Source organism: Rhodobacter sp. 4.3.4 (assembly GCF_058724655.1).
In genome coordinates this window covers 1709250-1733383 of the sequence record NZ_CM178967.1, presented here as the reverse complement: position 1 = coordinate 1733383, position 24134 = coordinate 1709250, and the positions used below count along the sequence as shown (strand labels likewise).

Genomic DNA, 24134 nt, shown 5'->3' with positions numbered 1-24134 from the left:
AAGACCCGGCCAAGTGCCGGGTCTTTTCTTTTTAGATCAGTGCATTGAGGGGCACTCTTAAAGCCCCGCCGCCTTTTTCATCACGCGCAGATCCTGCAGCTCCTCGGCGACGAGGAAGGCCAGCTCCAGCGATTGGCTGGCATTCAGCCGCGGATCGCAGGCGGTGTGATAGCGGCTCGACAGGTCTTCATCCGAGACCGCCCGCACGCCGCCGGTGCATTCGGTCACATCCTTGCCGGTCATCTCGAAATGCACGCCACCCGGGATCGTGCCCTCGGCCTTGTGGATGGCGAAGAACTCGCGCACTTCGCGAAGCACCGATTCAAACGGCCGCGTCTTGAAGCCCGAGGCCGATTTGATCGTGTTGCCATGCATCGGATCGCAGGTCCAAAGCACCTGCGCCCCCTCGGCCTGAACGGTGCGGATCAGCCGCGGCAGATGCTCGCCCACCTTGCCCGCGCCAAAGCGCGCGATCAGCGTCAGACGCCCCGGCTCATTCGCAGGATTGAGCTTGGACATCAACAGCTTGAGGTCTTCCTCGGTGGTCGAGGGGCCGCATTTCAACCCGATCGGGTTTTGCACGCCGCGGCAGAATTCGACATGCGCGCCATCGACCTGCCGGGTCCGGTCGCCGATCCACAGCATATGCCCCGAACCCGCGATCGGCAGCCCCGTCGTGCTGTCGATCCGGCACAGGGCCTCTTCATATTCCAGCAGCAGCGCCTCGTGGCTGGTGTAGAAATCCACCTTGCCCAGCTGATGCGCCGTCTCCGAGGTCACGCCCGCGGCGGCCATGAAATCCATCGCATCCGAGATCCGCTCGGCCACTTCGCGATAGCGCGCGGCATCGGCCTCGTCGGTAAAGCCCGAAATCCAGCTTTGCACGCGGTGAATATCGGCATAGCCGCCGGTCGAAAACGCCCGCAGCAGGTTGAGCGAGGCCGCCGCCTGGGTATAGGCCTGCAGCATCCGGTTCGGATCGGGCAGCCGGGCTTCCTGCGTCGCCTCGAACCCGTTCACGATATCGCCGCGGTAGCTCGGATATTCGACCCCGCCGATGATTTCCGTCGGCGCCGAGCGCGGCTTGGCGAATTGCCCCGCCATCCGCCCGACCTTGATCACCGGAACCTTGGCGCCCCAGGTCAGCACGATGGCCATCTGCAACAACACCTTGAACGTGTCACGCAGGTTGTCGGCATGGAATTCGGTGAAGCTTTCGGCGCAATCGCCACCTTGCAACAGGAAGGCCTCGCCCTTCGCGGCCTTGGCCAGATCGGCCTTGAGCCGCCGCGCCTCACCGGCAAAGACCAGCGGCGGCATCTTGCCCAGCTGCGCCTCGACCGCGGTCAGGGCCGCAGCGTCGGGATAATCGGGCATCTGCACCCGCGGCTTCGCGCGCCAGTCCGATTTCGTCCATGCCTTGGCCATAATCCACTCCCTTCAGGGCTTTTCGTCGCCCGGCCTTATAAAGCGATGCGTCAAATAGAACAAACCCGTTTTTCGGCCCCTCTCTCTGATCTGGCAAGCGGTTTGCCCTGACCGAAAGGCCCCCTTGCGCTGTGACGCAAAGCCTGATTTCGTGCATGAAACGACATGAAAGACGTCGCAAAATGCGCCTCCCCTCGACCACGCCCCGCACCCATACCCGTCCCGCGCCGTCGCAGGGCACCGTGCGCCTGACGGCGCCCGAACGCTCGCGCCGCTATGTGTTTCTGCTGCTCGACCGTTTCACCATGATGGCCTTTGCCAGCGCCATCGAGCCGCTGCGACTGGCCAATCAGGTCTCGGGGCTGCGGCTTTACGACTGGAAACTGGCCTCGGAAGACGGTCAGGATGTCACCTGTTCGAACGGAACGGTGCTGCGCGTCGACATGGGACTGGAGGAGATCTCGCGCGATGACACCGTGCTGGTCTGCGGCGGCATCGATGTGGCCGAGGCGACGACGAAGCCGATCCTGAACTGGCTGCGCCGCGAGGCCCGGCGCGGCGCGGCGGTGGGCGGCCTCTGCACCGGCGCCTGGGCGGTGGCCCGGGCCGGTCTGCTCGAAGGCAAGCGCGCGACGATCCACTGGGAGAATCAGGACAGCTTCCTTGAGGATTTCGAAGGCGTGAAGCTGACGAAATCGGTCTTCGTGATCGATGGCAACCGGCTGACCTCGGCCGGGGGGACGGCCTCGATCGACCTGATGCTGAAACAGATTGCCCGCGATCATGGCGAGGGTCTGGCCAATACGGTCGCCGATCAGTTGATCTACAACTCGATCCGCACCGATCAGGACACGCAGAGGTTGTCGATTCCGACCCGCATCGGGGTGCGCCATCCGAAGCTCGCCCAGGTGATCGGCCAGATGGAGGCCAATATCGAAGAGCCGATCAGCCCGGCGAAACTGGCCGAGGATGTCGGCATGTCCACCCGGCAGCTGGAACGGCTGTTCCGCCGCTATCTGAACCGCTCGCCGAAGCGCTATTACATGGAGATCCGCCTGCAAAAGGCGCGTAACCTGTTGATGCAAACGGAAATGAGCGTGATCAACGTGGCCCTGGCCTGCGGCTTCGCCTCGCCGTCGCATTTTTCGAAATGCTACCGCGCGCATTACCAGACCACGCCCTATCGCGAACGCGGCACCTCGGGCGGGGCCGAGGAGGAGGAGGCCGAACTCGTCCCGGAAACGGTTCTGGACGGGCTCGACGAGGCGTTTCTTGACTGATGCGTCAGAATGTTGCGCAAAACGGACCCGATCCGACCAGAAACTGACCAACTGGCTTCTTTTCTTTTCCAGTTTCCGGTTCTAACCTGCGCCGCCAGGACGATGTTCCAATTTGGGAGTGAACACATGAAGAAGCTTCTCCTGGCAAGTGCCACGCTGGCGCTGACCGCTGGCGGTGCCTTTGCCGACGAAGTGAAACTGGGCATTTCGCTTGGCTTCACTGGTCCGCTTGAATCGATGTCGCCCGCGATGGCGCAGGGTGCCGAACTGGCGATGAAGGAAGTGAGCGACTCGGGCAAGTTCATGGGCGGCGCGACCGTCGTGGGCGTGCGGGGCGACAGCACCTGCATCGACTCGGCGGCAGCCTCGGCCACCGTCGAAAAACTGATCACCGCCGATGGCGTCAAGGGGATCGTCGGCGGCATGTGCTCGGGCGAAACCGTCGCCTCGCTGCAAAACGTCGCCATGCCGAAAGGCGTCGTGATGATTTCGCCCTCGGCCACCTCGCCGGCGCTGTCCTCGCTTGAAGACAACGGCCTGTTCTTCCGCACCTCGCCCTCGGATGCGCGCCAGTCCGAAGTGATGACCGACATCATCATGGAACACGGCATCAAATCGGTGGCGCTGACCTATACCAACAACGACTACGGCAAGGGCCTGGCCGACAGCTTCGCCGCCGCCTTCACCGCCAAGGGCGGCAAGGTCACGATCAATGCCGCGCATGACGACGGCAAGCCGGATTATTCCGCCGAAGTCGCCTCGCTGGCCTCGGCCGGTGGCGAGGCGCTGGTGATCGCGGGCTATGTCGATCAGGGCGGTTCGGGCATCCTGCGCGGCGCGCTCGACACCGGCGCGTTCTCGACCTTCGTCTTCCCCGACGGCATGGTCGGCGGCAAGCTCGAGACCGATTTCGGCAAGGAAGTCAACGGCTCCTTCGGCCAGATGCCGTCGTCGGAAGGCGAAGGCAAGGACAAGTTCCTCGCCCTCGCGACCGCTGCGGGCTTTGACGGCACCGGCGTCTATTCGGGCGAGGCCTATGATGCCGCCTCGCTGATCATGCTGTCGATGGCGGCTGCCAATTCGACCGATCCGGCCGTCTACAAGGGCAAGGTGACGGAGATCGCCAATGCTCCGGGCGAAAAGATCCTTCCCGGCGAGCTGGGCAAGGCGCTGGACCTGATCGCCGCCGGTCAGGACATCGACTATCAGGGCGCGACCGCGGTCGAGCTGATCGGTGCGGGCGAATCCGCTGGCACTTTCCGCGAAATCGAGATCAAGGACGACAAGATCGAAACCGTCAAATACCGCTGAGGTTTCGAAAGAGATCGAAGCAGCCCGGAGAAATCCGGGCTGTTTCCTTTGAAAACAAAGCCGAAAACGGCACAGAGACCGGCCCTTCGGGGCCACCGAGGGGACTGCATGATCCGGGTCGAGAACCTGCACAAGCACTTTGGCGGCTTTCACGCCGTTGACGGTGCCTCGCTAGAAATCGCCAAAGGGTCGATCACCGGGTTGATCGGACCGAATGGCGCGGGCAAGTCGACGCTTTTCAACGTCATCGCCGGGGTGCACAAGCCCACCTCGGGGCGGGTGACGATGGCGGGCGAGGACATCACCGGCCTGAAGCCGCATGAGCTGTTTCACAAGGGGCTGTTGCGCACCTTTCAGATTGCGCATGAATTCCCGACGATGACGGTGCGGGAAAACCTGATGATGGTGCCTTCGGGCCAGTCGGGCGAGCGGCTTCTGAACGCCTGGTTCGGGCGCGGAAGGATCGCCGAGGAAGAGGCGGCCCTTCTGAAGAAGGCCGATGAAGTCCTTGACTTCCTGACGATTTCTCATCTCAAGAACGAACGCGCCGGGAACCTTTCGGGCGGCCAGAAGAAGCTTCTGGAACTGGGCCGCACGATGATGGTCGAGGCGAAGATCGTCTTTCTGGACGAGGTCGGCGCCGGGGTGAACCGCACGCTTCTGAACACGATCGGCGATGCGATCGTGCGGCTGAACAAGGAACGCGGCTATACTTTCTGCGTGATCGAACATGACATGGATTTCATCGGCCGCCTGTGCGATCCGGTGATCGTCATGGCCGAGGGCAAGGTGCTGGCAGAGGGCAGCCCGGCCACGATCATGCAGAACGAAGCGGTGATCGAGGCTTATCTGGGCCGCGGTCTGAAGAACAAGATCAAGGCGGAGGCGCAACAATGAGCTTTCTCGACGCCTCCGAGATGACCGGCGGCTATGGCGCCGCCGACATCCTGCACGGCTGCACGCTGAAGGTGGAAAAGGGCCAGATCGCGGTGATCGTTGGCCCGAACGGTGCGGGCAAATCGACCGCGATGAAGGCGGTCTTCGGCATGTTGCGCCTGCGCGGCGGCCGGGTGACGCTGGATGGCGAGGACATCAGCGCCCTTTCCCCGCAGGAGCGGGTGAAGAAGGGCATGGGCTTCGTGCCGCAGGTGAACAACGTCTTCCCGACGATGTCGGTCGAGGAGAACCTCGAAATGGGCGCCTTCATCCGGCAGGACGATTTCCGCGACACGATGGAGCAGGTCTATGAGCTGTTCCCGATCCTGCGCGAAAAGCGCCATCAGAACGCCGGGGAACTCTCGGGCGGGCAGCGCCAGCAGGTGGCCGTCGGCCGCGCGCTGATGACGAAACCCAAATTATTGATGCTGGACGAACCCACCGCCGGGGTCTCGCCCATCGTCATGGACGAGCTTTTCGACCGCATCATCGAGGTGGCGCGGACCGGAATCTCGATCCTGATGGTGGAACAGAACGCCCGGCAGGCGCTCGAAATCGCCGATCAGGGCTATGTTCTGGTGCAGGGCGCGAACAGATACACCGACACCGGGGCGGCACTTATGGCCGATCCCGAGGTCCGCCGCACCTTCCTGGGGGGCTGAGATGAAAACATCCCTTCTGGCAACCCTGCTCTTGGCCGCGCCGGTGCAGGCCGAGACGATCCACCCCGAGCGCGCCTTCGTGCTGAACTGTCACTTCACCCAATCCTGCATCTCGGGCGGCTGCGGCGAGGAAGATTACAACGTGACCCTGGAAGCCCATGGCGCCGAGGCCACCTTCCGCGACCACCGCGCCAAGATCGCCCTTGCGGGGGGCTTCGATCCGGTCTCGGGGCAAATGAGCTTTGCCTCTCAACCCTCTGACGGGTCTTCCTATTTCTTCTCCGACTTCGGCGATTCCGGGGCCGTTTTGTCGATCCACACCCAATCCGAGGGACAAGCCCTCGTGATCGCCTTCGAAGGCCGCTGCGAGGAGGTGCAGTGATGGATATCCTCAATGCCTTCGTGGCGATCCTGAATTACATCATCGTTCCCGCCACCGCCTATGGCGCACAACTGGCGCTGGGCGCGCTGGGCGTGACGCTGATCTATGGCATCTTGCGGTTCTCGAACTTCGCCCATGGCGACACCATGGCCTTTGGCACCGCGCTGACGATCCTGGTCACCTGGGGGCTGCAATCGGCGGGCATCAGCTTCGGTCCGCTGCCGACGGCGCTGCTGGCCCTGCCCTTCGGCATCGCCCTGACGGCGGCGATGGTGCTGGCGACCGACAAGGTGGTTTACAGCTATTATCGGAAAGTCCGCGCCGCACCGATCTACATCACCATGGTGTCGGTCGGCGTGATGTTCGTGATGAACGGCCTCACCCGCGTGCTGATCGGCGTCGACGAGATCAAATACGCCGATGGCGCCCGATTCCTGATCTCGGCTGCCGATTTCAAGGCCGCGACCGGCCTGACCGAGGCGCTGGCCATTCGCGGCAGTACCGCGATCACTGTGATCACAGCCGCACTCGTCGTCTGGGCGCTGTTCTGGTTCCTGGCGAAGACCCGCACCGGAAAATCGATGCGCGCCTATGCCGACAACGAGGATCTGGCACTGCTCTCGGGCATCGACCCGAACCGCGTCGTCGCCGTGACCTGGGTGATCGCCGCGGCGCTGGCCACCATTGCGGGCACGCTTTACGGCCTCGACAAGTCGTTCAAGGCCTTCAACTACTTCCAGCTGCTCTTGCCGATCTTCGCCGCGGCGATCGTCGGGGGCCTCGGCAATCCGCTGGGTGCCATTGCCGGCGGCTTCGTGATCGCCTTTTCCGAGGTCTCGGTCACCTATGCCTGGAAGAAGGTGGCGATGTATCTGGTCCCCGGCTACGAACCCGAGGGGCTGCTGCAACTGCTGTCCACCGAATACAAATTCGCGGTGAGCTTCGCGATCCTGATCATCGTGCTGCTGTTCAAGCCCACCGGTCTGTTCAAAGGAAAATCGGTATGAGCACGCATCAACCGAAAGCCGCCAAGGGCGGCAAATGGCGCGCGCCCGCAATGTTCGGGGCGCTTGCGGTCCTGTTCATCCTGGAAGGCACGGTCTCGAACAGCTTCTTTTCGGGGCATTGGGACAATGCGCTGGGCATCCTGCGGGTGGGGCTGATTTCCGCCATCCTCGCGCTCGGCGTGAACATCCAATGGGGCTATGCCGGGCTTTTCAACACCGGCGTCGTCGGTTTTCTGGCCCTGGGCGGGCTTGCGCCGGTGCTGGTCTCGATGCCGCCGACGCCCGGCGCCTTCGCCGCGGGCGGCTGGGGTGTGCTGATCGCGCTTTGCATCGCCATGGCGACGCTGGTGGCGGCGGTCTTCCTGCATGGCCGCCTGCCCGCCCGTCTGCGCGGCTTGGCGGTTGCGGCCACGCTGGTTGCGGGCTTCTTCGCCTATCGCGCCGTCTTCGACCCCGCGGTCGCGGCGATCCAGGCGATCAACCCCTCGGCCTATGGCTATCTGGGCGGCATCGGCCTGCCGGTGCTGATCTCCTGGCCGGTGGGCGCGCTTCTGGCCGCCGCCGCCGCCTGGGTGGTGGGCAAGACCGCGCTTGGCCTGCGTTCGGACTATCTCGCCATCGCCACGCTCGGCATCGGGGAAATCATCGTCGCCGTGCTGCGCAACGAGGAATGGCTGGCCCGTGGCGTTCTGAACGTGAACGGGATTCCGCGTCCCTGGCCCGTGCCTTACGAGACGGACCTGCAACAGGACCCGGGCTTTGTCGCGCGTGCGACCAGCTTCGGGCTTGACCCGATGACCGGCTCGACGCTGCTGGTGAAGGTGCTTTATTGCCTGCTCTTCGTCGCGGTTCTGGGCCTTCTGATCTGGGCGGCGCAGCTGGCGCTGAACTCGCCCTGGGGCCGGATGATGCGGGCGATCCGCGACAACGAGATCGCCGCAGCCGCGATGGGCAAGAACGTCACCGGTCGGCATTTGCAGATCTTCATCCTTGGCTCGGCGGTGCTGGGCCTTGCCGGAGCAATGCTGATCTCGCTTGACGGGCAGATGACGCCCTCGGCCTACAACCCCTTGCGCTACACCTTCCTGATCTGGGTGATGGTGATCGTCGGCGGCTCGGGCAACAACTGGGGCTCGGTTTTGGGCGGCCTGCTGATCTGGTTCGTCTGGATCAAGGCGGGCGAATGGGGCCCGACGCTGATGGGCATGGTCTCGACGCATCTGGCCGATGGCACGCTGAAGACCCATCTGCTCGACTCGGCGCCGCACATGCGCCTGGTGATCATGGGGCTGATCCTGCTTTTGGTGCTGCGCTTCAGCCCAAGGGGCCTTCTGCCGGAAAGATAAGGGACGCTCCTCCCTTCATCTTGCCACAAATATCCCGGGGGTCCGGGGGCAGCGCCCCCGGCCTCTTGCTTTCCAGACCATCCCAACCTATTCCGCATCCATGACCCAGCATCAGCGCCTTCTCATCATCGACTTCGGCTCGCAGGTGACCCAGCTCATCGCCCGGCGCCTGCGCGAGCTTTCCATCTATTGCGAAATCCACCCCTATCAGAAGGTGACCGACGCCTTCCTGCAGGATTTCGCCCCCAAGGCCATCATCTTCTCGGGCGGCCCGGATTCGGTCACCCGGGAGGGTTCCCCCCGCCCGCCGAAATCCGCCTTCACCCTTGGGGTGCCGATCCTTGGGATCTGCTACGGCCAGCAGGTGATGATGCAGGAACTGGGCGGCCTCGTTGAGACCGGCCACGGCACCGCCGAATTCGGCCGCGCCTTCGTGAGCCCCACGGAAAATGTCCTGCCGCTTTTGCGCGGCTGGTTCGACGAAGGTCCCGAACAGGTCTGGATGAGCCACGGCGATCACGTCTCCCGCATCGCCCCGGGCTTTGAAGTCTATGGCACCTCGCCCGGCGCGCCCTTCGCGATCACCGCCGATGTCTCGCGCCATTTCTACGCCGTGCAATTCCACCCCGAGGTGCACCACACCCCGAAAGGCGCCAAGCTTTACGAAAATTTCGTGCGGCTGGCGGGCTTCACCGGCGACTGGACGATGGCGTCTTACAAAGATGACGCCATTGCGAAAATCCGCGCGCAGGTGGGCGACAAGCGGGTGATCTGCGGCCTCTCGGGCGGCGTTGACAGCTCGGTCGCGGCCGTGCTGATCCATGAAGCCATCGGCGATCAGCTGACCTGCGTCTTCGTCGATCACGGGCTGATGCGGCTGAACGAGGCCGACGAGGTCGTCTCGATGTTCCGCGACAATTACAACATCCCGCTGATCCACGCCGACGAGGCCGATCTGTTCATCGGCGCGCTCGAGGGCGTTTCCGACCCGGAAGTGAAGCGCAAGACCATCGGCAAGCTCTTCATCGACGTGTTCCAGCGCGAGGCGAACAAGATCGAGGGCGCCGAATTCCTCGCCCAGGGCACGCTTTACCCCGATGTGATCGAATCGGTCTCGTTCAGTGGCGGCCCCTCGGTCACGATCAAATCGCACCACAATGTCGGCGGCCTGCCGGAAAAGATGGGGCTGAAGCTCGTCGAGCCCTTGCGTGAACTTTTCAAGGATGAAGTCCGCGCCCTTGGCCGCGAACTTGGCCTGCCGGAGAAATTCATCGGCCGCCATCCCTTCCCCGGTCCGGGTCTCGCCATCCGCTGCCCCGGCGAAATCACGCGGGAAAAACTCGACATCCTGCGCAAGGCCGATGCGGTCTATATCGACCAGATCCGCAAGCACGGGCTTTACGACGAGATCTGGCAGGCCTTCGTGGCGATCCTGCCGGTGAAGACGGTGGGCGTGATGGGCGACGGGCGGACCTATGATTACGCCTGTGCTTTGCGCGCGGTGACTTCAGTCGATGGCATGACGGCGGATTACTACCCGTTCAGCCATGAGTTCCTGGGCGAAACCGCGACGCGGATCATCAATGAAGTCAAGGGCATCAACCGGGTGACCTACGACATCACCAGCAAGCCCCCGGGCACGATCGAATGGGAGTGACCCGCAAGGGCCGCTTCTGCAAGGCCTGACCGCCCGGCGCGGTCAGGCCTTTTTCATGGCTTACCGCCGCGCCAAAGCTTCGGCCAGCAGGTCTTTCAGCGCCTCGCGCGGCACCTCCGAGGTGACAAAAGCCGCGCCGATCCCGCGCGCCAGAATGAAGCGCAGCTTGCCATCCAGCACTTTCTTGTCCTGGCCCATAAGCGCGATCAGCCCCTCGGCATCGGGCAATTCGCCCGGAATATCAGCCAGTTCCACCTTCATCTTCATGTCGCGCAAATGCGCCCGCACGCGCGAGGGCGCCTCTTGCGCACACAGCCCCAGCCGTTGGCTCAGCTCGAAGGCCAGCGCGCAGCCGATCGCCACCCCCTCGCCATGCAAAAGCCGGTCGGAATAGCCCGTCGCCGCCTCCAGCGCATGGCAGAAGGTGTGACCCAAATTCAGCAAAGCCCGGTCGCCCTCTTCGGTCTCGTCGCGCGCGACGATCTCGGCCTTCATCTCGACCGAGCGCCGCACCGCATATTGCCGCAAGGCCCGGTCGCCCGCCGCCATCGCCGGGCCGTTCGCCTCGAGCCAGTCGAAAAACGCCGCATCGCCCAGAAGCCCGTATTTCACCACCTCGCCATAACCGGCCAGAAAATCGCGCGGCGGCAGCGTGTCGAGCAGCCCGATATCGGCCAGCACCAGCGAAGGCTGATGAAACGCGCCGATCAGGTTCTTGCCCGCCGCGACATTGATCCCGGTCTTGCCGCCGACCGAACTGTCGACCTGCGCCAGAAGCGTCGTCGGGATCTGCACGAAGCGCACGCCACGGCGCAGCACCGCCGCGGCAAAGCCCACCAGATCGCCGATCACTCCGCCGCCAAAAGCGACAACGATATCCTTGCGCTCGACCTTTTGCGCCAGAAGCCATTCGCAGACGCGCTCGAAATGCGGCCAGCTTTTCGTCCCCTCGCCCGAGGGCAGCGTCATCGACACCATCTCGATATCGCCCAAGCCCGCCCGCAGCGCCTCCAGATGCAACCGGGCCACGGTCTCGTCGGCCACCACCGCCACCTTGGGCTTGCGCAACAAGGGCGCGATTTCCGCCCCCGCCCGCGCCAAAAGCCCGGCACCGATCCGCACCTCATAGGCGCGCGCGCCCAGCTCCACCTTCACCACTTCGGTCATTCACTCCTCCGCGAACAGCCCCGGGCGACCCCGAAGCGCTTCGATCACCTTTTGCGCCATCTGCTCGATCGACAGCCCCGGCTCGGCCTCCACCGCCACCTGCGCCAGCGCATAGACCGGATAGCGCCGCTCGATCAGCTCGGCGAGCGTGCCCTTCGGGTCGGGCGTGCGCAAAAGCGGCCGCGTCGTCTTGCCCTTGACCCGGGTCCAGAGCAGCTCCAGATCCGCCTGCAGCCAGACCGAAACCCCCAGCCGCGCGATCATCGCCCGGTTCGTCTCGGACAAAAACGCGCCGCCGCCGGTCGAGACCACCCCGGGCGCGCCCGCCAGCAGCCGCGCGATCACCTCCGATTCGCGGGCGCGAAAAAACGGCTCTCCATCGCGTTCGAAAATCTCGGCAACCGAACGCTGCGCCGCCTTGACGATCTCCTCGTCGCTGTCGTGAAACGGCACCCGCAGCGCCCGCGCCAGCGCGGTGCCCACCGCGGTCTTGCCCGCCCCCATCATCCCCACCAGCACGATCGTCTTTTGCAGATGCGGGTGAACTTGCTCTTGCCCGGTCACGCAGCCCTCCCCGGCCCGGCGCCCGCGGGCGCTTGCGCATTCGTGATCTTTGCGCCCCTCAATGGCGTGAACTTTGTCGAAATGCCATATATAATCTTGCCAGCGCGACGTTTCGGCGGCATCCCCGCAGCAACGACGCGCCGCCGGTGCAGGCGATCGCGGACGAGCATAAGAAAAGAAAGCAGACACATGGGGCGCATGTTCAAGGTCATTCTCGTTCTTCTTCTGGCGGCGGTGCTGGGCACGCTTGGCTATGCCTATTTCGGCGAGATGACGGCCGATCCGGTCGAAATCCGCAGCCCCGTCGCCCTGCCCGATCTTGCCCCGGCCCCGGCTGCGGCCCCGGCTCCGGCCGCCCCGGCGGCCGCTTCCCCGGCCCCGCAGGCCCCCGCGCAACCGGCCCCGGCGACCGAAGCTGCGGGGGCGGGGCTTGACGATTGATCGCCGCCTGTTTCTGGCCCTGACGCTGGGTCTTTGGCCCGCCCCCCCGGCGTGGGCCGAGGCGCCGATGTCGGCGATCGACTGGCTGTCGACCTCGGTCAGCGGCGTGCCGGTCCGCCCCGGCGGCGGCTCGGCGGCGGTGCTGCCCCCCATCGCGGGCGAGGCCCCGGTTTCGGGCGCGGGCACGGTGGAGCACATCGGCGTCGCCTCGCTGGATTCTGCGCGCAATGCCGACAGTCTCGGGCTTTTGCCCGCCAGTCGCCTTGGCCTGCCGCGCGGGCTTTGGGGCGCGACGCCCGAGGTCGATCTGGCCGCGGCGCTGCGCAAGGAGCGGCTCGATACCCTGCCCGCAGTGCAGGCGTTCCTGCTTGAACTGATGCTGGCCGAGCTGGACCCGCCGATCACCCCCGCGCCCGAGGGGCAGAACGTGCTGTTTCTGGCCCGCATCGACCGGCTGCTGGATCTGGGCGCGCTGGATCAGGCGATGGCGCTTCTGGAACAGGCCGAGCCCTCCGACCCCGAGATTTTCCGGCGCCGCTTCGATGTCGCCCTGCTTCTGGGCGAGGAAGACCATGCCTGTGAAATCATGGAGAAAACGCCCGCCGTCGCGCCCTCTTATCCGGCGCGGATCTTTTGCCTTGCGCGGCGGGGCAAATGGGATGCGGCGATGCTGACGCTGGGCACCGGGCGGGCGCTTGGGCAGATCGACAGCGAGACCGCGCTGCTTCTGGACCGCTTTCTGGATGACGAAGGCGCAGATGGCGCCGCCGATCTGCCGCCGCTCACAAGGCCCAATCCGCTCAACTTCCGGCTGATGGAGGCGATCGGCCAGCCGATGGCGACGACGACCCTGCCCGTCGCCTTTGCCCGTTCCGACCTGCGCGCCAATGCCGGATGGAAGGCGCAACTCGAGGCGGCGGAGCGGCTTTCGCGCATGGGGGTGCTCGATCCAAACCAGCTGCTTGGGCTTTACACCCAGGACCGCGCTTCTGCCTCGGGCGGGGTGTGGGACCGGGTTTCCCTTGTTTCCCAATTGGATGCGGCCCTTTCTGCAAGTGATGTCGGGCGCGTCGAGCAGATCTTGCCCGCCGCCTGGGAGCTGATGCAGGCGCAGGAGCTGGAAACCGCTTTCGCCGCGATGTTCGCCCCGCGTCTGCTGGATCTGCCGCTGACCGGAGAGGCCAAACGGCTGGCTTTGCGGCTGGCGCTGCTGACCGGCGCCTTCGAGACTGTCGCGCGGACCCAAGCAGACGCTGCGGCACAAGAACCGCTGCTGATCGGGATTGCCCGCGGCGACACCGCGCCGGTCGAGGCGCAGGATCTGCTGGGGCTGACGGTGAAGCGGGTCTTCGACGCCCCGCCCGCCGCCCTGCCCGAAGCCTATGCGGGCCTTGTGCCCGACCGGCTGGGCGAGGCGCTGCTGGCGGCGGTCGATGACATTTCCGAAGGCGCCAAGGGCGAGGCGCGGCGGCTTGAATCCGGTCTGACGCTGTTGCGCAAGGCCGGGTTCGAAAGCCTGGCGCGGCGCACGGCCTTGCAACTGATCATCCTGGAGCGGCGCGGATGATCCCGATGCTGCCGCGCGAACGGATCGCCGTCTTCCTTGAAGCGCAGGCCGCCGAGGCCGGGGCGGCGCGCAACACGATTGCCGCCTATGGCCGCGATCTGAGCGATTTTCTTGACTTCACCACGGCGAAGGGCCTTGATCTGATCACGCTGGATCGGGCCGCGGTCGAGGACTGGCTGGTCCGGCTTGAAGCCGAGGGGCTGGCCAAGGCGACCCGGGCGCGGCGGCTTTCGGCGGTGAAGCAATTCTACCGCTTCGCCTATGACGAGGGCTGGCGCAGCGATAATCCGACGCTGCAGATCTCGGGTCCGGGCAAGGCACAGCGGCTGCCGAAAACGCTGAGCCTCGAGGAGGTCGAGGCGCTTTTGGAGGCCGGGCGCGATCAGGGCCGCACCCCGGCCGAGCAGATCCGCAACCGCTGCCTGATGGAGCTGCTTTACGCCACCGGCATGCGGGTGAGCGAGCTGGTGGGCCTGCCCGTGGCGGCGGCGCGCGGCAATCCGGCGATGCTGATGGTGCGCGGCAAGGGCGACAAGGAACGGATGGTGCCGCTCTCGGCCCCGGCGCGCGAGGCGCTGACGGCCTGGCTCGTCACCCGCGATGCCGCCGAGGAGGCGGCGCGGATCGCCCGCCGCCTGCCGCCCTCGCGCTTTCTGTTCCCGTCCTCGGGCAAGGAAGGGCATCTGACGCGGCAGGGATTTCATGCGCTTTTGAAGGACATCGCGCTGGCGGCGGGGCTCGACCCGGCGCGGGTGACGCCGCATGTGCTGCGCCATGCCTTTGCCACGCATCTGTTGCAGGGCGGCGCCGATCTGCGGGTGATCCAGACGCTGCTGGGCCATGCCGATCTGTCCACCACCGAAATCTATACCCATGTGCTGGAGGAGCGGCTGAAGGATCTGGTGCTGAGCCATCATCCGCTGGCCCGCCGGGATGATCCGCCCGCTTGATCCCGGCGCCGCAACGCGCCATCATCGGTCATCATGACAGATATCTCCGTTCTTGCCGCCCTTTCCGCCTTTGCCGATCGTCTCGACATGGCGTTCTGGCTCAATGCCGGGGGGATCGTCGTTCTGCTGATGCTCTCGGCCTTCTTTTCGGGTTCGGAAACCGCGCTGACGGCGGCTTCGCGCCCGAAGCTGCGGGCCCGCGCCGACAGGGGCGAAAAGGGGGCCGAGGCGGCGCTGGAGATCACCGAGGACAACGAGCGGCTGATCGGCGCGCTGCTTCTGGGCAACAATGTCGTCAACATCATGTCGGCGGCGCTGGCCACCGCGCTGTTGACGCGGCTGTTCGGGCAATCCGGCGTGGCTTTGGCGACGCTGGTGATGACGGCTTTGGTGCTGATCTTTTCCGAGGTGCTGCCGAAGACCTGGGCGATCAGCACCCCCGAGACGGTGGCGGCGCGGGTGGCGCGGATCGTGCGGGTGCTGATCCGGCTGCTCAGCCCGATCGTGACGGTGGTGCGAATGATCGTGCGCGCGATCCTGTGGGTCTTCGGGCTGCGCACCGATGCGAACCAGAACATGTTCTCGATCCACGAGGAAATCGCCGGGGCGCTGGCGATTGGCGCCTCCGAGGGGACGGTGGACAAGGCCGACCGCGACCGGCTTTTGGGGGCGCTCGATCTGGGCAACCGCAGCGTCGCCGAGATCATGCGCCACCGCAGCCAGATCGAGATGATCGACGCCGAGGACGACCCGAACGAGGTGCTGGCGCAGGTTCTGGCCTCGCCGCACACAAGGCTGCCGCTGTACAAGGGCGAGCGGGAAAACGTGGTGGGCATCCTGCATGCCAAGGATCTGTTGCGCGCGGTCGAGCGGTTCTTGCGCAGCGGCGATGGCAAGCTTGATTCCGTCAGCGATCTTGACGTGATGAAAGTGGCGATGAAGCCCTATTTCATCCCGGAAACGACGCCGCTCGATGAACAGATGCGGGAATTCCTGAAACGGCGCACCCATTTCGCGCTGGTCGTCGATGAATATGGCGATCTGAAAGGGCTTTTGACGCTGGAAGACATTCTGGAAGAGATCGTCGGCGAGATCACCGACGAATTCGACCCGCGCGGGGGGCGGCAGCTGAAACCGACCGAGACGGGCGATTATCTGGTCGAAGGCGCGATGACGATCCGCGACCTGAACCGGGAAACCGACTGGGCGCTGCCCGATGACGAGGCGCATACGGTGGCGGGCCTCGTCATCCACGAGGCCCAGTCCATCCCCGAGGTCGGTCAGGTATTCTCCTTCCACGGCTTCCGCTTCGAAGTGACCGGGCGCAAGGACAACCGGATCAGCCAGCTGCGCATCCGCCCGCTCGAAGGTCTGCCGCGCTAGGGCTCAGCGCCCCAGCTTCGCCAGCCGCGCCGTGCGCAGCTTGGCGAAATCCTCGCCCGCGTGATAGCTCGACCGCGTCAGGGGCGTCGCCGAGACCATCAGGAAGCCCTTGCCATAGGCCGCCTTTTCGTAATCGGCGAATTCCTCGGGCGTCACGAAGCGGGAAACGGCATGATGCTTCGGCGTCGGCTGCAGATACTGACCGATGGTCAGGAAATCGATATCGGCGGCGCGCATGTCATCCATCACCTGGCTGACGCCCTGCCGGTCCTCGCCCAGACCGACCATGATGCCGGATTTGGTGAACATCGCCGGATCGAGTTCCTTGACCCGTTGCAGCAGCCGCAAGGAATGGAAATAGCGCGCCCCGGGCCGCACGGTCGGGTAAAGGCCGGGCACGGTCTCAAGGTTGTGGTTGAACACGTCGGGCCGGGCTTCGACAACCTTTTCAAGCGCTTCCGGGCCGCACTTGAGAAAGTCCGGGGTCAGCACCTCGATCGTCGTGTCCGGCGCGCGGTGGCGCACGGCGCGGATCGTCTGGGCGAAATGCTCGGCCCCGCCGTCCTCCAGATCGTCGCGATCGACCGAGGTGATGACCACGTGTTTCAGACCGAGCGTCGCCACCGCGTGCGCCACCCGGCCCGGCTCGAAGGCGTCAAGCGCCTCGGGCTTGCCGGTGGCGACGTTGCAGAAACTGCAGCCGCGGGTGCAGGTCTCGCCCATGATCATCATCGTGGCGTGGCCGTGGCTCCAGCATTCGCCGACATTCGGACAGCCCGCCTCCTCGCAGACGGTGACGAGCTTGTTCGTCTTCAACAGATCGCGGGTGTCCTTGTAGCCCTGCGAGATCGGCGCCTTGACCTTGATCCAGCCGGGTTTCTTCGGCTGGGCATTGTCGGGGCGATGCGCCTTTTCCGGGTGACGCAGGCTGGGTGCCTTGTGGGCCGGGTCCTGAATGTCGGGCATCGGGCTTCCTTTCGCAGCGGGATTGCCCCCAGATAGGCCGAAACCCCGCCCGATGCAAACCGCCTGTGCCACCCCGGCCCGGCTAACCGATCAAGGGCGCAGCGCCGCCATAGGTCTCGTCATAATGGCGCTTGAGCCGCATCAGCGCGATGCGCAGCACGATCTTGCCCGAACGCGCCGACCAGCCCATGCGCTTTTCCGCCGTCTCGAGCCCCTCGAGAAAACAGCAGCAGCGCAGCACCATGTCGCCCAGGCCCGGGCCAAGCTCGGACAGCGCCGCCGCCACCCGTTCGCGGGCGCGTTCTGACCCGCCCGGGCCGCCGTGCCCCAGATCGGGCCGATACTGGCCGCGCGCGCCGCCGGTCATGAAGCGTTCCCAGTTCTGCGCCACCCGCGGCCCCATCTGCGCCAGTTCGAAATCCTCGCGCAGCCGTTCCCCCGCCGCCACCAGATCGGGCGCCAGAAACGGCCGCCCATCCGCATCGCGCCGCCGCGCCAGCACGCCAAGCGGGCTTTCGGCCAGGTTCATCCGTATCCGCGTCACCCGGCCCTGCCCCTCATGCACCAGGCGCTCGCCCCAGTCGCGGTGACGCTCGGCCTGCGGTGTGCTCTCCGCCTCGGGATCGCGCCCCTCGGCCAGCGCCTCCGCCTCCAGCAACCGCTTCAGCGCCGCCCGCCCGGCGGCGGAAAGCGCGTAGCTCGTCACCCGGCCGCTGTGCTGCACCCCGATCCAGCCGTTCAGCGCAAAGCCCTGCGCCACCGCGCGCGTCACCACCGCCGTGCGCACCGTGCCCCGCAACACAACCGCCTTTTCCATGTCGGGCGCGATGATCAACAGCGCCCCCGGCTCGGCAAGACGGCGCAGCACCCGCTGCCCCTCACGCGAAAGCGTCTCGAGGTCATGGCCATCGGGCGCGGCCGCATCGGGGCGGGCTTGCGGCGCAGTCGGGCGGATCGGAGCGGTCATCGCAGTGTCATCCTTTCTGGTCGGGGCGGCAGATGCAGCGGCAGCAAAACGGCCAAACCGGGTAAGCGCCTCGTCGACAAGCGGATCGTCCCGGCGTTGCTCGATCCGGCGCACCCGGCGCAGGATGGTCGAGGCGTGACAACCCTCGGCCCGCGCCAGTTGCCGGATCGGCACGCCGTCTTCGACGTGACGCAGATAAAGCCGTGCATGGTCGGGCAACCAGGCTGGCAGCATCTCCCGATCGTGCATGGTCGTCATCTCCGGTCTCCCATCGACACGCTGGCGCATGGATAGCGCAAACAGCATCTGCAACCGTGGGTTGCTTTGGCTACCCCTTGGTTAAGAAATGGGGCGATCTCGAAAATTCTTTATAAACTCTAAAGATTTCCAAACGCAGCGCTCGGTTGCGCGAATAATTGCGCAACACCCGTCTTGGTTGCGCCAGCCTGGCCCGGACCGAGTGAGGGGATCACGATGACCGACCAGATCGACCAGATGGCGCGTCTGCGCCGTCCGAAACTGCTGATCCGGGCCGCGCGCTTCGGACAGCGCGATTACGACCGCAGCCGCGATCTGCGCCGGCTGCTGGCCAAGCGCGAGCTGCCCGGCCCCGAAGAGGCCTTGCGCGCGCTGCTGGACGAGGAGGCCGGGCTGGAAGCCGCCCGCCAGGCCGGAGAGGCCGCCTACAGCTTCCTGCGCCACATCGAGGTGCTGATCGCGATGATGGCCGAGGCGCGGATGCTGCCGCAAGCCCGGCTGCCCGCGCAGATCCGCGTCGCCTGATCCCGGAGCAACGCTCCCCGGATCAGCGCGCCCCGATCAACGCGCTTTGAACAGAGAGCCGAGCACCCCGCGCAGGATCTGCTGACCGGCGCCGCGGCCCAGCTGCCGCGCCAGCGATTTGCCGAAGACCTCGGCGATGCTGTCGCTGCGCGAGGCCGACCCGGCCTGTCGGCGCGCGACCTCGGGCCTGGGCTGCGGCGCCTCGAACCGGCGGGCGCGGTTGAACTCCAGCTTCGCCGCGGGGGAAGTTTCCGCGGCGGCAGCTTCGGCACCCGCCTTTTGTGCCCGCGCGGTCAGGATCTCGAAGGCCGAGGGCCGGTCCACCGCATGATCATATGTCGCGCCAAGGGGCGAGGCCGCGCGCAGCGCCGCGCGTTCTCCGGCCTCAAGCGGGCCAAGCCGCGATTGCGGTGGGCGCACCAGCGTGCGCTCGACCATGCCGGGCGCGCCCTTCGGCTCCAGAAACGAGGTCACCGCCTCGCCGGTGCCCAGCTCGCGGATCGCGGTTTCGGTGTCGAAGCGCGGATTGGGGCGATAGGTCTCGGCGGCGCGTTGCAGCTCCTTCTGATCGCGCGCTGTAAAGGCACGCAGCGCATGCTGCACACGGTTGCCCAGCTGGCCCAGGATAACCTCGGGCACATCGGCGGGGTTTTGCGTGATGAAATAGATGCCGACACCTTTCGAGCGGATCAGCCGCGCCACCTGTTCGACCTTGTCCACCAGCGCCTTGGGGGCGTCGTCAAACAGCAGATGCGCCTCGTCGAAGAAAAACACGAAGCGCGGCCGCTCGGGGTCGCCGACCTCGGGCAATGCCTCGAAAAGCTCCGACAGAAGCCAGAGCAGGAAGGTCGCATAAAGCCGCGGGCGGACCATGAGCCGGTCGGCGGCCAGAATGTTGATCTGCCCGCGCCCGTCCGGCGCCAGCGTCATCATGTCGGCCAGATCAAGCGCCGGTTCGCCGAAAAACTGCACCGCGCCCTGATTTTCCAGGATCAGCAGCTGGCGCTGGATCGCCCCCACCGACTCGGCCGAGACAGTGCCGTAGCGCAGTTTCAGCTCGGCCGCGCGTTCGCCCACATGCACCAGAATCGCCCGCAGATCGGCCAGATCGAGCAGCGCCAGACCCTCGGCATCGGCCAGATGAAAGGCGATGTTCAGCACGCCTTCCTGCGCCTCGCTCAGATCAAGCAGCCGGGCAAGCAGCAGCGGCCCCATCTCGGTCACCGTCGTGCGCACCGGATGGCCCTGTTCGCCAAAGAGATCCCAGAACGTGACCGGATAGGCCCGATAGCTGAGATCATAGCCGATCGTTGCGGCGCGGCTGCGAAAGGCTTCATGCAGCGGGCCGGTCTCGGCGCCCGCCGCGGCAAGCCCCGCAAGGTCGCCCTTCACATCGGCCAGAAACACCGGAACCCCCGCGGCCGAGAAGCCCTCGGCCAGAACCTGCAACGTCACCGTCTTGCCGGTGCCCGTCGCCCCCGCGATCAACCCGTGCCGGTTGCCCGCTTTCAGCAGCAGCTCCTGCGGCTGGCCATAGCCCTCGCCCCCGCCGCCGACAAAGATCCCCGCCCCGGTCAGACCTGCGCTCATCCGTTCCCCCGCTGCTGCCCCGGCCCGACCGGGGCCGCGTTCCTGATATTGGCGAGAATACTTGCTTAACACCTTTGTGCCAGTCTGCAGTTGTCCCGCTTCGGGCCGATTGGCCGCGGGACACTTCCTCCCTGTCAGACTGGCCGCGCCCTCGGGCGCGGTTTTTTCGCTTCTGCCCGCAGGATCGGAACCAAAATCGCGCGCGGCCGATCATATTTGCGTGTTGACCTGCGGGATATTCCGCACTAGCGTTTTCGCAATGACATAGTCGGCCAGTCCGACAGGGGGAATACAGGGCTCCGGTCAACGGAGCCCTTCTTTATCAGCCCCTCCCAAGCCTGCTCACGCAAGTTTCACCGCCAGCCCCCGCCACCGCGGCCGGAGGGGCGCTTTTGCCCCTGACAGGCTTCGGGCGGCATGCTAAGGCGGCACCATCCCCATGGAGGACATTTCATGATCAAAAACACCGCTTCCCTTGCTCTTGTGCTGGCCGCCAGCCTTGCTGCGCCGATGGCGCTGGCCGAGGATGCCGCCGCGCCCGCCCCCGCGGCTCCGGCTGCTACCGCCGAAACCCCGGCGCCCGCGGCCAAAGCGGCCGAGCCTGCCGCCGAGCCCGAGCCCTATGTCAAGGCCACGGAAGGCGACTGGAAAGTGCAGTGCCTGCGCGTCGAAAGCGGCGACGAACCTTGCGAGATGTTCCAGCTGCTGACCGACAAGGACGGCAACAAGGTCGCTTCGATCTCGGTTCTGGGCCTGCCGAAGGGCAAGGAAGCCGTGGCCGGGGCCACCATCGCCACGCCGCTGGAATCGGCGCTGACCGCCGGGGTGACGCTGCAGATCGACACGCAAAAACCGATCACGCTGCCCTATTCCTTCTGCTCGCAGGTCGGCTGCTTCTCGAACGTCGTGCTGAAAGCCGAGGAGCTTGATCTGTTCAAGAAGGGCAAGAAGATCGCCATGACGATCGTGCCGATGCGCGCGCCCGATCAGAAGGTGGAGCTGGCGATCTCGCTCAAAGGCTTCAGCGCCGCCTGGGATGCGATGCAGCCGAAGTGATCCGAAACTAAGGATCGCCGTGCAAGATATTGAAAGACGCCGCCTTTCGGGGCGGCGTCATGCTTTTGACAGGATCAGGACCGCGTTCAGCCCGCCAAAGGCAAAGGCATTGGTCATCACCGTCTTGACCTGCGCCTGACGCGCGACATTGGGCACGACATCCAGCGGGCAGTCGGGATCGGGCGCGTCATAGCCCAGCGTCGGCGCGATCACCCCGTCGTTGAGCGCCATCAGACAGGCCAGAAGCTCGATCGCCCCGGTGGCGCCGATGCAATGACCGTGCATCGCCTTGGTGGAACTGACCGGCAGTCGCGGCAGATCCGCGCCGAAAATATCCGCCAGCGCCGCCGCCTCGGTCTTGTCATTGGCCGCGGTGCCGGTGCCATGGGCGTTCACATACTCCACCGCCTCGGGCGCGATCCCGGCGTCGACCAGCGCCAGACGCATCGCCCGCGCCGCCCCCTCGCGCGAGGGCATGACGATGTCGCTTGCGTCCGAGGTCATGGCGAAACCCTTGATCTCGGCCAGAATTTCGGCGCCGCGCGCCTTGGCGCCCTCGAATGTCTCGAGCACGAAGACCCCCGCGCCCTCGCCCTGGACCATGCCGTTGCGGCTGGCGCTGAACGGGCGGCAGCCATCGGGCGACATCACCCGCAGCCCCTCCCAGGCCTTCAGCCCGCCGAAATTCAGCATCGATTCCGCCCCGCCCGCCAGCATGCCATCGGCAAGCCCGGCGCGGATCATCTGAAACGCCAGACCCAGCGCATGGTTCGAACTGGCGCAGGCCGTCGCCACCGCGAAGCTGGGCCCCATCAGCCCGAATTCCATCGAAAGATGCGACGCCGCCGCATTGCCCATCAGCCGCGGCACGGTGAAAGGATGCACCCGGTTCTTGCCCTCGGCATAGACCGCGCGATAAGCCTCGTTCACCGTCGCATTGCCGCCGCCCGCGGTGCCGATGATCGCGCCCCAGCGGGTGTGATCACAGCTTTCCTGCGGCAGACCGGCCTGCGCCATCGCCTGTCGCGCCGCGACCAGTGCGAATTGCGTGAAACGGTCGTAAAGCGACAGCTTGCCCTTGTCGAAATGGCTTTCGGGGGGGGAAGCCCTGCACCTGCGCGCCGATCCGGATCGTCAGCCGCTCGACATCGGGAAAGTCGAGCGGCCCGATACCACAACGCCCCGCCGCCATCGCGGCGAAAGTGCCTTGCACATCCGGGGCCAGCGCATTGACCGTTCCGGCCCCGGTGATCACCACACGTCTTTGGGTCACGCCAGCGCCGCCTGCGGCCCCGAGATCAGCCGCTCCACCGCGCGCACGATGGCGCCGACCGAGGAAATGTCGAACTCGCCTTGCGTCGGTTCGTTGGCGTTGAAGGGAACGGAGACCCCGAAGGTCTCCTCGATCGCGAAGATCATCTCGACAAGGCCGAGGCTGTCGAGCCCCAGCTCCTCAAGCGTCATCTCCGGGCGCACTTCCGCCGGTTCCATCGCAGCTTCGCGGGCGATGATCGAGAGAATCTTGTCCTGCACGTCGGGCCTCATCTGGCTGTTACTCCGTGCCCTTTTTCTGCGTGAGATTTGTAACAGTTTCCCGAAGTTCGGCCATTTGCGCAAAGAGTCGCGGCAGACGGCGGATGTTCTTCCAGGCTTCGACATGGGTTTCCATCTTCACCGCCGGATAACCAAGCAAAACCCGCCCTGCGGGGGCATTGGTGAAGATCTTGGTGGCGCCGCCCGCGATCACGTCATCGCCGACGAAGATATTGTCGTTCACCCCGCATTGGCCGCCCAGCACCACCCGGTCGCCGATGCGCGACGAGCCCGCGATGCCGACCTGACCGCACAAGAGACAATCGCGGCCGATCTGCACATTGTGGCCGACGTGGACCAGGTTGTCGAGTTTCGTCCCCGAGCCGATCATCGTCGCCCGCACCGTGCCGCGGTCGATGCAGACATTGGCGCCCAGCTCGACATCATCGCCGATGACGACGGTGCCCAGGCTGTGAATCCGGGTCCAGCTTTGTTCGGTGATCGCCTCGCGCTGGCCAAGCGTCTCGCGGATTTCCTCGACCCCGGATTTTTCCGGCGTGACAAAGGAAAACCCGTCCGCCCCCACCACCGCACCGGGCTGGGCGATGAACCGATCTCCGATCACCACCCGGGCGCCGATCATTACGCCTTGCAGAACAAGGGCTTCCTCGCCGATATTTACATCTTCGGCGATACAGGCATGCGCCGCGATCCGTGCCCCGGCGCCAATGCGCGCGCCCCGCCCGATGACGACAAAGGGGCCGATGGCCGCACCTGCGCCGATCTCGGCACTGGGATCGATGACGGCCGTCGGATGAATCCCCGGCGCGATCTCGGGGCCCGGGTCGAAGGCTTTCGACAGCCCCGCCATGGCAAGCCGCGGCCGGGCGACGAAAATCGCCGCCTTCAGCCCCAGCGCCTGCCAATCCGTGCCCTCAGGCAGGATCGCCGCCAGCGCCTGACCGGCGGCCAGCCCCGGGATGTATTTCGCGCTCATCGCCAGCGCGATCTGACGCGGGCCTGCCGATTGCGGCTCGGAAGCGCCCTCGATCGGCAGGGACAGATCGCCCTCCGCCCGCGCCGCCAGAGCCCGTGCAATGGTTTCGACCGTCTGCGCCATGGATCTTGCCTCTCGTTGACCGGCGCCGTCCCGCGCCT

At 65.6% G+C, this 24134-nt stretch carries 22 protein-coding genes and 1 pseudogene; 14 read left to right on the top strand and 9 right to left on the bottom strand.

The genetic code is table 11. The features are described 5' to 3' along the window. Positions 1–57: 57 nt before the first annotated feature. Positions 58–1428, bottom strand: a complete 1371-nt coding sequence (locus AC4PTB_RS08415; RefSeq protein WP_492192558.1) for a class II 3-deoxy-7-phosphoheptulonate synthase — start codon at positions 1426–1428, stop codon at positions 58–60. Between the two features lie 305 nt (positions 1429–1733). On the opposite strand from AC4PTB_RS08415, the gene AC4PTB_RS08410 reads away from it, so the two are divergent. From AC4PTB_RS08410 to guaA, 8 genes are all read left to right on the top strand, one after another. After that, positions 1734–2708: a GlxA family transcriptional regulator gene (locus tag AC4PTB_RS08410; RefSeq protein ID WP_492192608.1), complete on the top strand. Its 975-nt coding sequence runs from the start codon at positions 1734–1736 to the stop codon at positions 2706–2708. Positions 2709–2834: 126 nt separating this feature from the next. Beyond that, complete coding sequence (locus AC4PTB_RS08405; protein ID WP_492192557.1) at positions 2835–4019, top strand: ABC transporter substrate-binding protein; 1185 nt, start codon at positions 2835–2837, stop codon at positions 4017–4019. A 108-nt stretch (positions 4020–4127) separates the two neighbouring features. After that, positions 4128–4916: an ABC transporter ATP-binding protein gene (locus tag AC4PTB_RS08400; RefSeq protein WP_492192556.1), complete on the top strand. Its 789-nt coding sequence runs from the start codon at positions 4128–4130 to the stop codon at positions 4914–4916. Continuing rightward, positions 4913–5617, top strand: a complete 705-nt coding sequence (locus AC4PTB_RS08395) for an ABC transporter ATP-binding protein (protein ID WP_492192555.1) — start codon at positions 4913–4915, stop codon at positions 5615–5617. Before AC4PTB_RS08400 ends, AC4PTB_RS08395 begins: the two co-directional genes overlap by 4 nt. Before the next feature lies 1 nt (position 5618). Next, complete coding sequence (locus AC4PTB_RS08390) at positions 5619–5999, top strand: hypothetical protein (RefSeq protein WP_492192554.1); 381 nt, start codon at positions 5619–5621, stop codon at positions 5997–5999. Continuing rightward, positions 5999–7006, top strand: a complete 1008-nt coding sequence (locus tag AC4PTB_RS08385; RefSeq protein ID WP_492192553.1) for a branched-chain amino acid ABC transporter permease — start codon at positions 5999–6001, stop codon at positions 7004–7006. The genes AC4PTB_RS08390 and AC4PTB_RS08385 overlap by 1 nt, the downstream gene beginning before the upstream one ends. Then, positions 7003–8352 (top strand): branched-chain amino acid ABC transporter permease, encoded by a 1350-nt coding sequence (locus AC4PTB_RS08380; protein ID WP_492192552.1) that lies wholly within the window; start codon positions 7003–7005, stop codon positions 8350–8352. The genes AC4PTB_RS08385 and AC4PTB_RS08380 overlap by 4 nt, the downstream gene beginning before the upstream one ends. A 100-nt stretch (positions 8353–8452) precedes the next feature. Beyond that, the gene (gene guaA / locus AC4PTB_RS08375; RefSeq protein ID WP_492192551.1) at positions 8453–10009 is read left to right on the top strand and encodes a glutamine-hydrolyzing GMP synthase; all 1557 of its coding nucleotides are present in this window, start codon (positions 8453–8455) and stop codon (positions 10007–10009) included. Between the two features lie 60 nt (positions 10010–10069). On the opposite strand, the gene aroB is transcribed toward guaA, so the two are convergent. Both aroB and AC4PTB_RS08365 read right to left on the bottom strand, forming a co-directional pair. Further along, complete coding sequence (aroB, locus tag AC4PTB_RS08370) at positions 10070–11176, bottom strand: 3-dehydroquinate synthase (protein ID WP_492192550.1); 1107 nt, start codon at positions 11174–11176, stop codon at positions 10070–10072. After that, entirely contained in the window at positions 11177–11683 is a 507-nt protein-coding gene (locus tag AC4PTB_RS08365; protein ID WP_492192607.1) for a shikimate kinase, read from the bottom strand. Between the two features lie 246 nt (positions 11684–11929). Between AC4PTB_RS08365 and AC4PTB_RS08360 the strand changes: the two genes are divergently transcribed. The 4 genes from AC4PTB_RS08360 to AC4PTB_RS08345 are packed head-to-tail and all read left to right on the top strand — an operon-like array spanning position 11930 to position 16081. Further along, positions 11930–12181: a hypothetical protein gene (locus tag AC4PTB_RS08360; RefSeq protein WP_492192549.1), complete on the top strand. Its 252-nt coding sequence runs from the start codon at positions 11930–11932 to the stop codon at positions 12179–12181. Next, the gene (locus AC4PTB_RS08355; protein WP_492192548.1) at positions 12171–13748 is read left to right on the top strand and encodes a hypothetical protein; all 1578 of its coding nucleotides are present in this window, start codon (positions 12171–12173) and stop codon (positions 13746–13748) included. The genes AC4PTB_RS08360 and AC4PTB_RS08355 overlap by 11 nt, the downstream gene beginning before the upstream one ends. Further along, entirely contained in the window at positions 13745–14698 is a 954-nt protein-coding gene (locus AC4PTB_RS08350; protein WP_492192547.1) for a site-specific tyrosine recombinase XerD, read from the top strand. Before AC4PTB_RS08355 ends, AC4PTB_RS08350 begins: the two co-directional genes overlap by 4 nt. A 33-nt stretch (positions 14699–14731) precedes the next feature. Continuing rightward, positions 14732–16081, top strand: a complete 1350-nt coding sequence (locus AC4PTB_RS08345) for an HlyC/CorC family transporter (RefSeq protein WP_492192546.1) — start codon at positions 14732–14734, stop codon at positions 16079–16081. Between the two features lie 3 nt (positions 16082–16084). Here the strand turns inward: AC4PTB_RS08345 and lipA are convergent, their stop codons facing one another. Both lipA and AC4PTB_RS08335 read right to left on the bottom strand, forming a co-directional pair. Beyond that, entirely contained in the window at positions 16085–17047 is a 963-nt protein-coding gene (gene lipA / locus AC4PTB_RS08340; protein ID WP_492192545.1) for a lipoyl synthase, read from the bottom strand. A gap of 82 nt (positions 17048–17129) precedes the next feature. Next, positions 17130–18272 (bottom strand): DUF6456 domain-containing protein, encoded by a 1143-nt coding sequence (locus AC4PTB_RS08335; RefSeq protein ID WP_492192544.1) that lies wholly within the window; start codon positions 18270–18272, stop codon positions 17130–17132. Between the two features lie 216 nt (positions 18273–18488). On the opposite strand from AC4PTB_RS08335, the gene AC4PTB_RS08330 reads away from it, so the two are divergent. Further along, positions 18489–18797: a DUF6477 family protein gene (locus AC4PTB_RS08330; RefSeq protein WP_492192543.1), complete on the top strand. Its 309-nt coding sequence runs from the start codon at positions 18489–18491 to the stop codon at positions 18795–18797. Positions 18798–18833: 36 nt separating this feature from the next. Here the strand turns inward: AC4PTB_RS08330 and AC4PTB_RS08325 are convergent, their stop codons facing one another. Next, complete coding sequence (locus AC4PTB_RS08325; protein WP_492192542.1) at positions 18834–20387, bottom strand: helicase HerA-like domain-containing protein; 1554 nt, start codon at positions 20385–20387, stop codon at positions 18834–18836. Positions 20388–20840: 453 nt separating this feature from the next. Between AC4PTB_RS08325 and AC4PTB_RS08320 the strand changes: the two genes are divergently transcribed. Next, on the top strand, positions 20841–21443 hold the full coding sequence (locus AC4PTB_RS08320) for an invasion associated locus B family protein (RefSeq protein ID WP_492192541.1): 603 nt from the start codon (positions 20841–20843) through the stop codon (positions 21441–21443). 57 nt (positions 21444–21500) lie between these two features. Here the strand turns inward: AC4PTB_RS08320 and AC4PTB_RS08315 are convergent. The 3 genes and pseudogenes from AC4PTB_RS08315 to lpxD all read right to left on the bottom strand — a co-directional run bounded on the left by AC4PTB_RS08315 (position 21501) and on the right by lpxD (position 24096). Beyond that, a pseudogene (locus AC4PTB_RS08315) lies at positions 21501–22716 on the bottom strand (beta-ketoacyl-[acyl-carrier-protein] synthase family protein). Continuing rightward, on the bottom strand, positions 22713–22988 hold the full coding sequence (locus tag AC4PTB_RS08310; RefSeq protein ID WP_492192540.1) for an acyl carrier protein: 276 nt from the start codon (positions 22986–22988) through the stop codon (positions 22713–22715). The pseudogene AC4PTB_RS08315 and the gene AC4PTB_RS08310 overlap by 4 nt, the downstream one beginning before the upstream one ends. A gap of 7 nt (positions 22989–22995) precedes the next feature. Then, entirely contained in the window at positions 22996–24096 is a 1101-nt protein-coding gene (gene lpxD, locus AC4PTB_RS08305; RefSeq protein WP_492192539.1) for a UDP-3-O-(3-hydroxymyristoyl)glucosamine N-acyltransferase, read from the bottom strand. Positions 24097–24134: the final 38 nt, after the last annotated feature.

What these genes read in the sequence shown, in the direction of transcription:
- AC4PTB_RS08360 (WP_492192549.1), top strand. Translation starts at nt 11,930, where the DNA reads ATGGGGCGCATGTTCAAGGTCATTCTCGTTCTTCTTCTGGCGGCGGTG.
- AC4PTB_RS08405 (WP_492192557.1), top strand. Translation starts at nt 2,835, where the DNA reads ATGAAGAAGCTTCTCCTGGCAAGTGCCACGCTGGCGCTGACCGCTGGC.
- aroB (WP_492192550.1), bottom strand. Translation starts at nt 11,176, where the DNA reads ATGACCGAAGTGGTGAAGGTGGAGCTGGGCGCGCGCGCCTATGAGGTG.
- AC4PTB_RS08380 (WP_492192552.1), top strand. Translation starts at nt 7,003, where the DNA reads ATGAGCACGCATCAACCGAAAGCCGCCAAGGGCGGCAAATGGCGCGCG.
- AC4PTB_RS08345 (WP_492192546.1), top strand. Translation starts at nt 14,732, where the DNA reads ATGACAGATATCTCCGTTCTTGCCGCCCTTTCCGCCTTTGCCGATCGT.
- AC4PTB_RS08330 (WP_492192543.1), top strand. Translation starts at nt 18,489, where the DNA reads ATGACCGACCAGATCGACCAGATGGCGCGTCTGCGCCGTCCGAAACTG.
- AC4PTB_RS08390 (WP_492192554.1), top strand. Translation starts at nt 5,619, where the DNA reads ATGAAAACATCCCTTCTGGCAACCCTGCTCTTGGCCGCGCCGGTGCAG.
- AC4PTB_RS08350 (WP_492192547.1), top strand. Translation starts at nt 13,745, where the DNA reads ATGATCCCGATGCTGCCGCGCGAACGGATCGCCGTCTTCCTTGAAGCG.
- lipA (WP_492192545.1), bottom strand. Translation starts at nt 17,047, where the DNA reads ATGCCCGACATTCAGGACCCGGCCCACAAGGCACCCAGCCTGCGTCAC.
- AC4PTB_RS08415 (WP_492192558.1), bottom strand. Translation starts at nt 1,428, where the DNA reads ATGGCCAAGGCATGGACGAAATCGGACTGGCGCGCGAAGCCGCGGGTG.
- AC4PTB_RS08385 (WP_492192553.1), top strand. Translation starts at nt 5,999, where the DNA reads ATGGATATCCTCAATGCCTTCGTGGCGATCCTGAATTACATCATCGTT.
- AC4PTB_RS08400 (WP_492192556.1), top strand. Translation starts at nt 4,128, where the DNA reads ATGATCCGGGTCGAGAACCTGCACAAGCACTTTGGCGGCTTTCACGCC.
- guaA (WP_492192551.1), top strand. Translation starts at nt 8,453, where the DNA reads ATGACCCAGCATCAGCGCCTTCTCATCATCGACTTCGGCTCGCAGGTG.
- lpxD (WP_492192539.1), bottom strand. Translation starts at nt 24,096, where the DNA reads ATGGCGCAGACGGTCGAAACCATTGCACGGGCTCTGGCGGCGCGGGCG.
- AC4PTB_RS08335 (WP_492192544.1), bottom strand. Translation starts at nt 18,272, where the DNA reads ATGACGACCATGCACGATCGGGAGATGCTGCCAGCCTGGTTGCCCGAC.
- AC4PTB_RS08320 (WP_492192541.1), top strand. Translation starts at nt 20,841, where the DNA reads ATGATCAAAAACACCGCTTCCCTTGCTCTTGTGCTGGCCGCCAGCCTT.
- AC4PTB_RS08365 (WP_492192607.1), bottom strand. Translation starts at nt 11,683, where the DNA reads ATGATGGGGGCGGGCAAGACCGCGGTGGGCACCGCGCTGGCGCGGGCG.
- AC4PTB_RS08410 (WP_492192608.1), top strand. Translation starts at nt 1,734, where the DNA reads ATGATGGCCTTTGCCAGCGCCATCGAGCCGCTGCGACTGGCCAATCAG.
- AC4PTB_RS08325 (WP_492192542.1), bottom strand. Translation starts at nt 20,387, where the DNA reads ATGAGCGCAGGTCTGACCGGGGCGGGGATCTTTGTCGGCGGCGGGGGC.
- AC4PTB_RS08395 (WP_492192555.1), top strand. Translation starts at nt 4,913, where the DNA reads ATGAGCTTTCTCGACGCCTCCGAGATGACCGGCGGCTATGGCGCCGCC.
- AC4PTB_RS08310 (WP_492192540.1), bottom strand. Translation starts at nt 22,988, where the DNA reads ATGAGGCCCGACGTGCAGGACAAGATTCTCTCGATCATCGCCCGCGAA.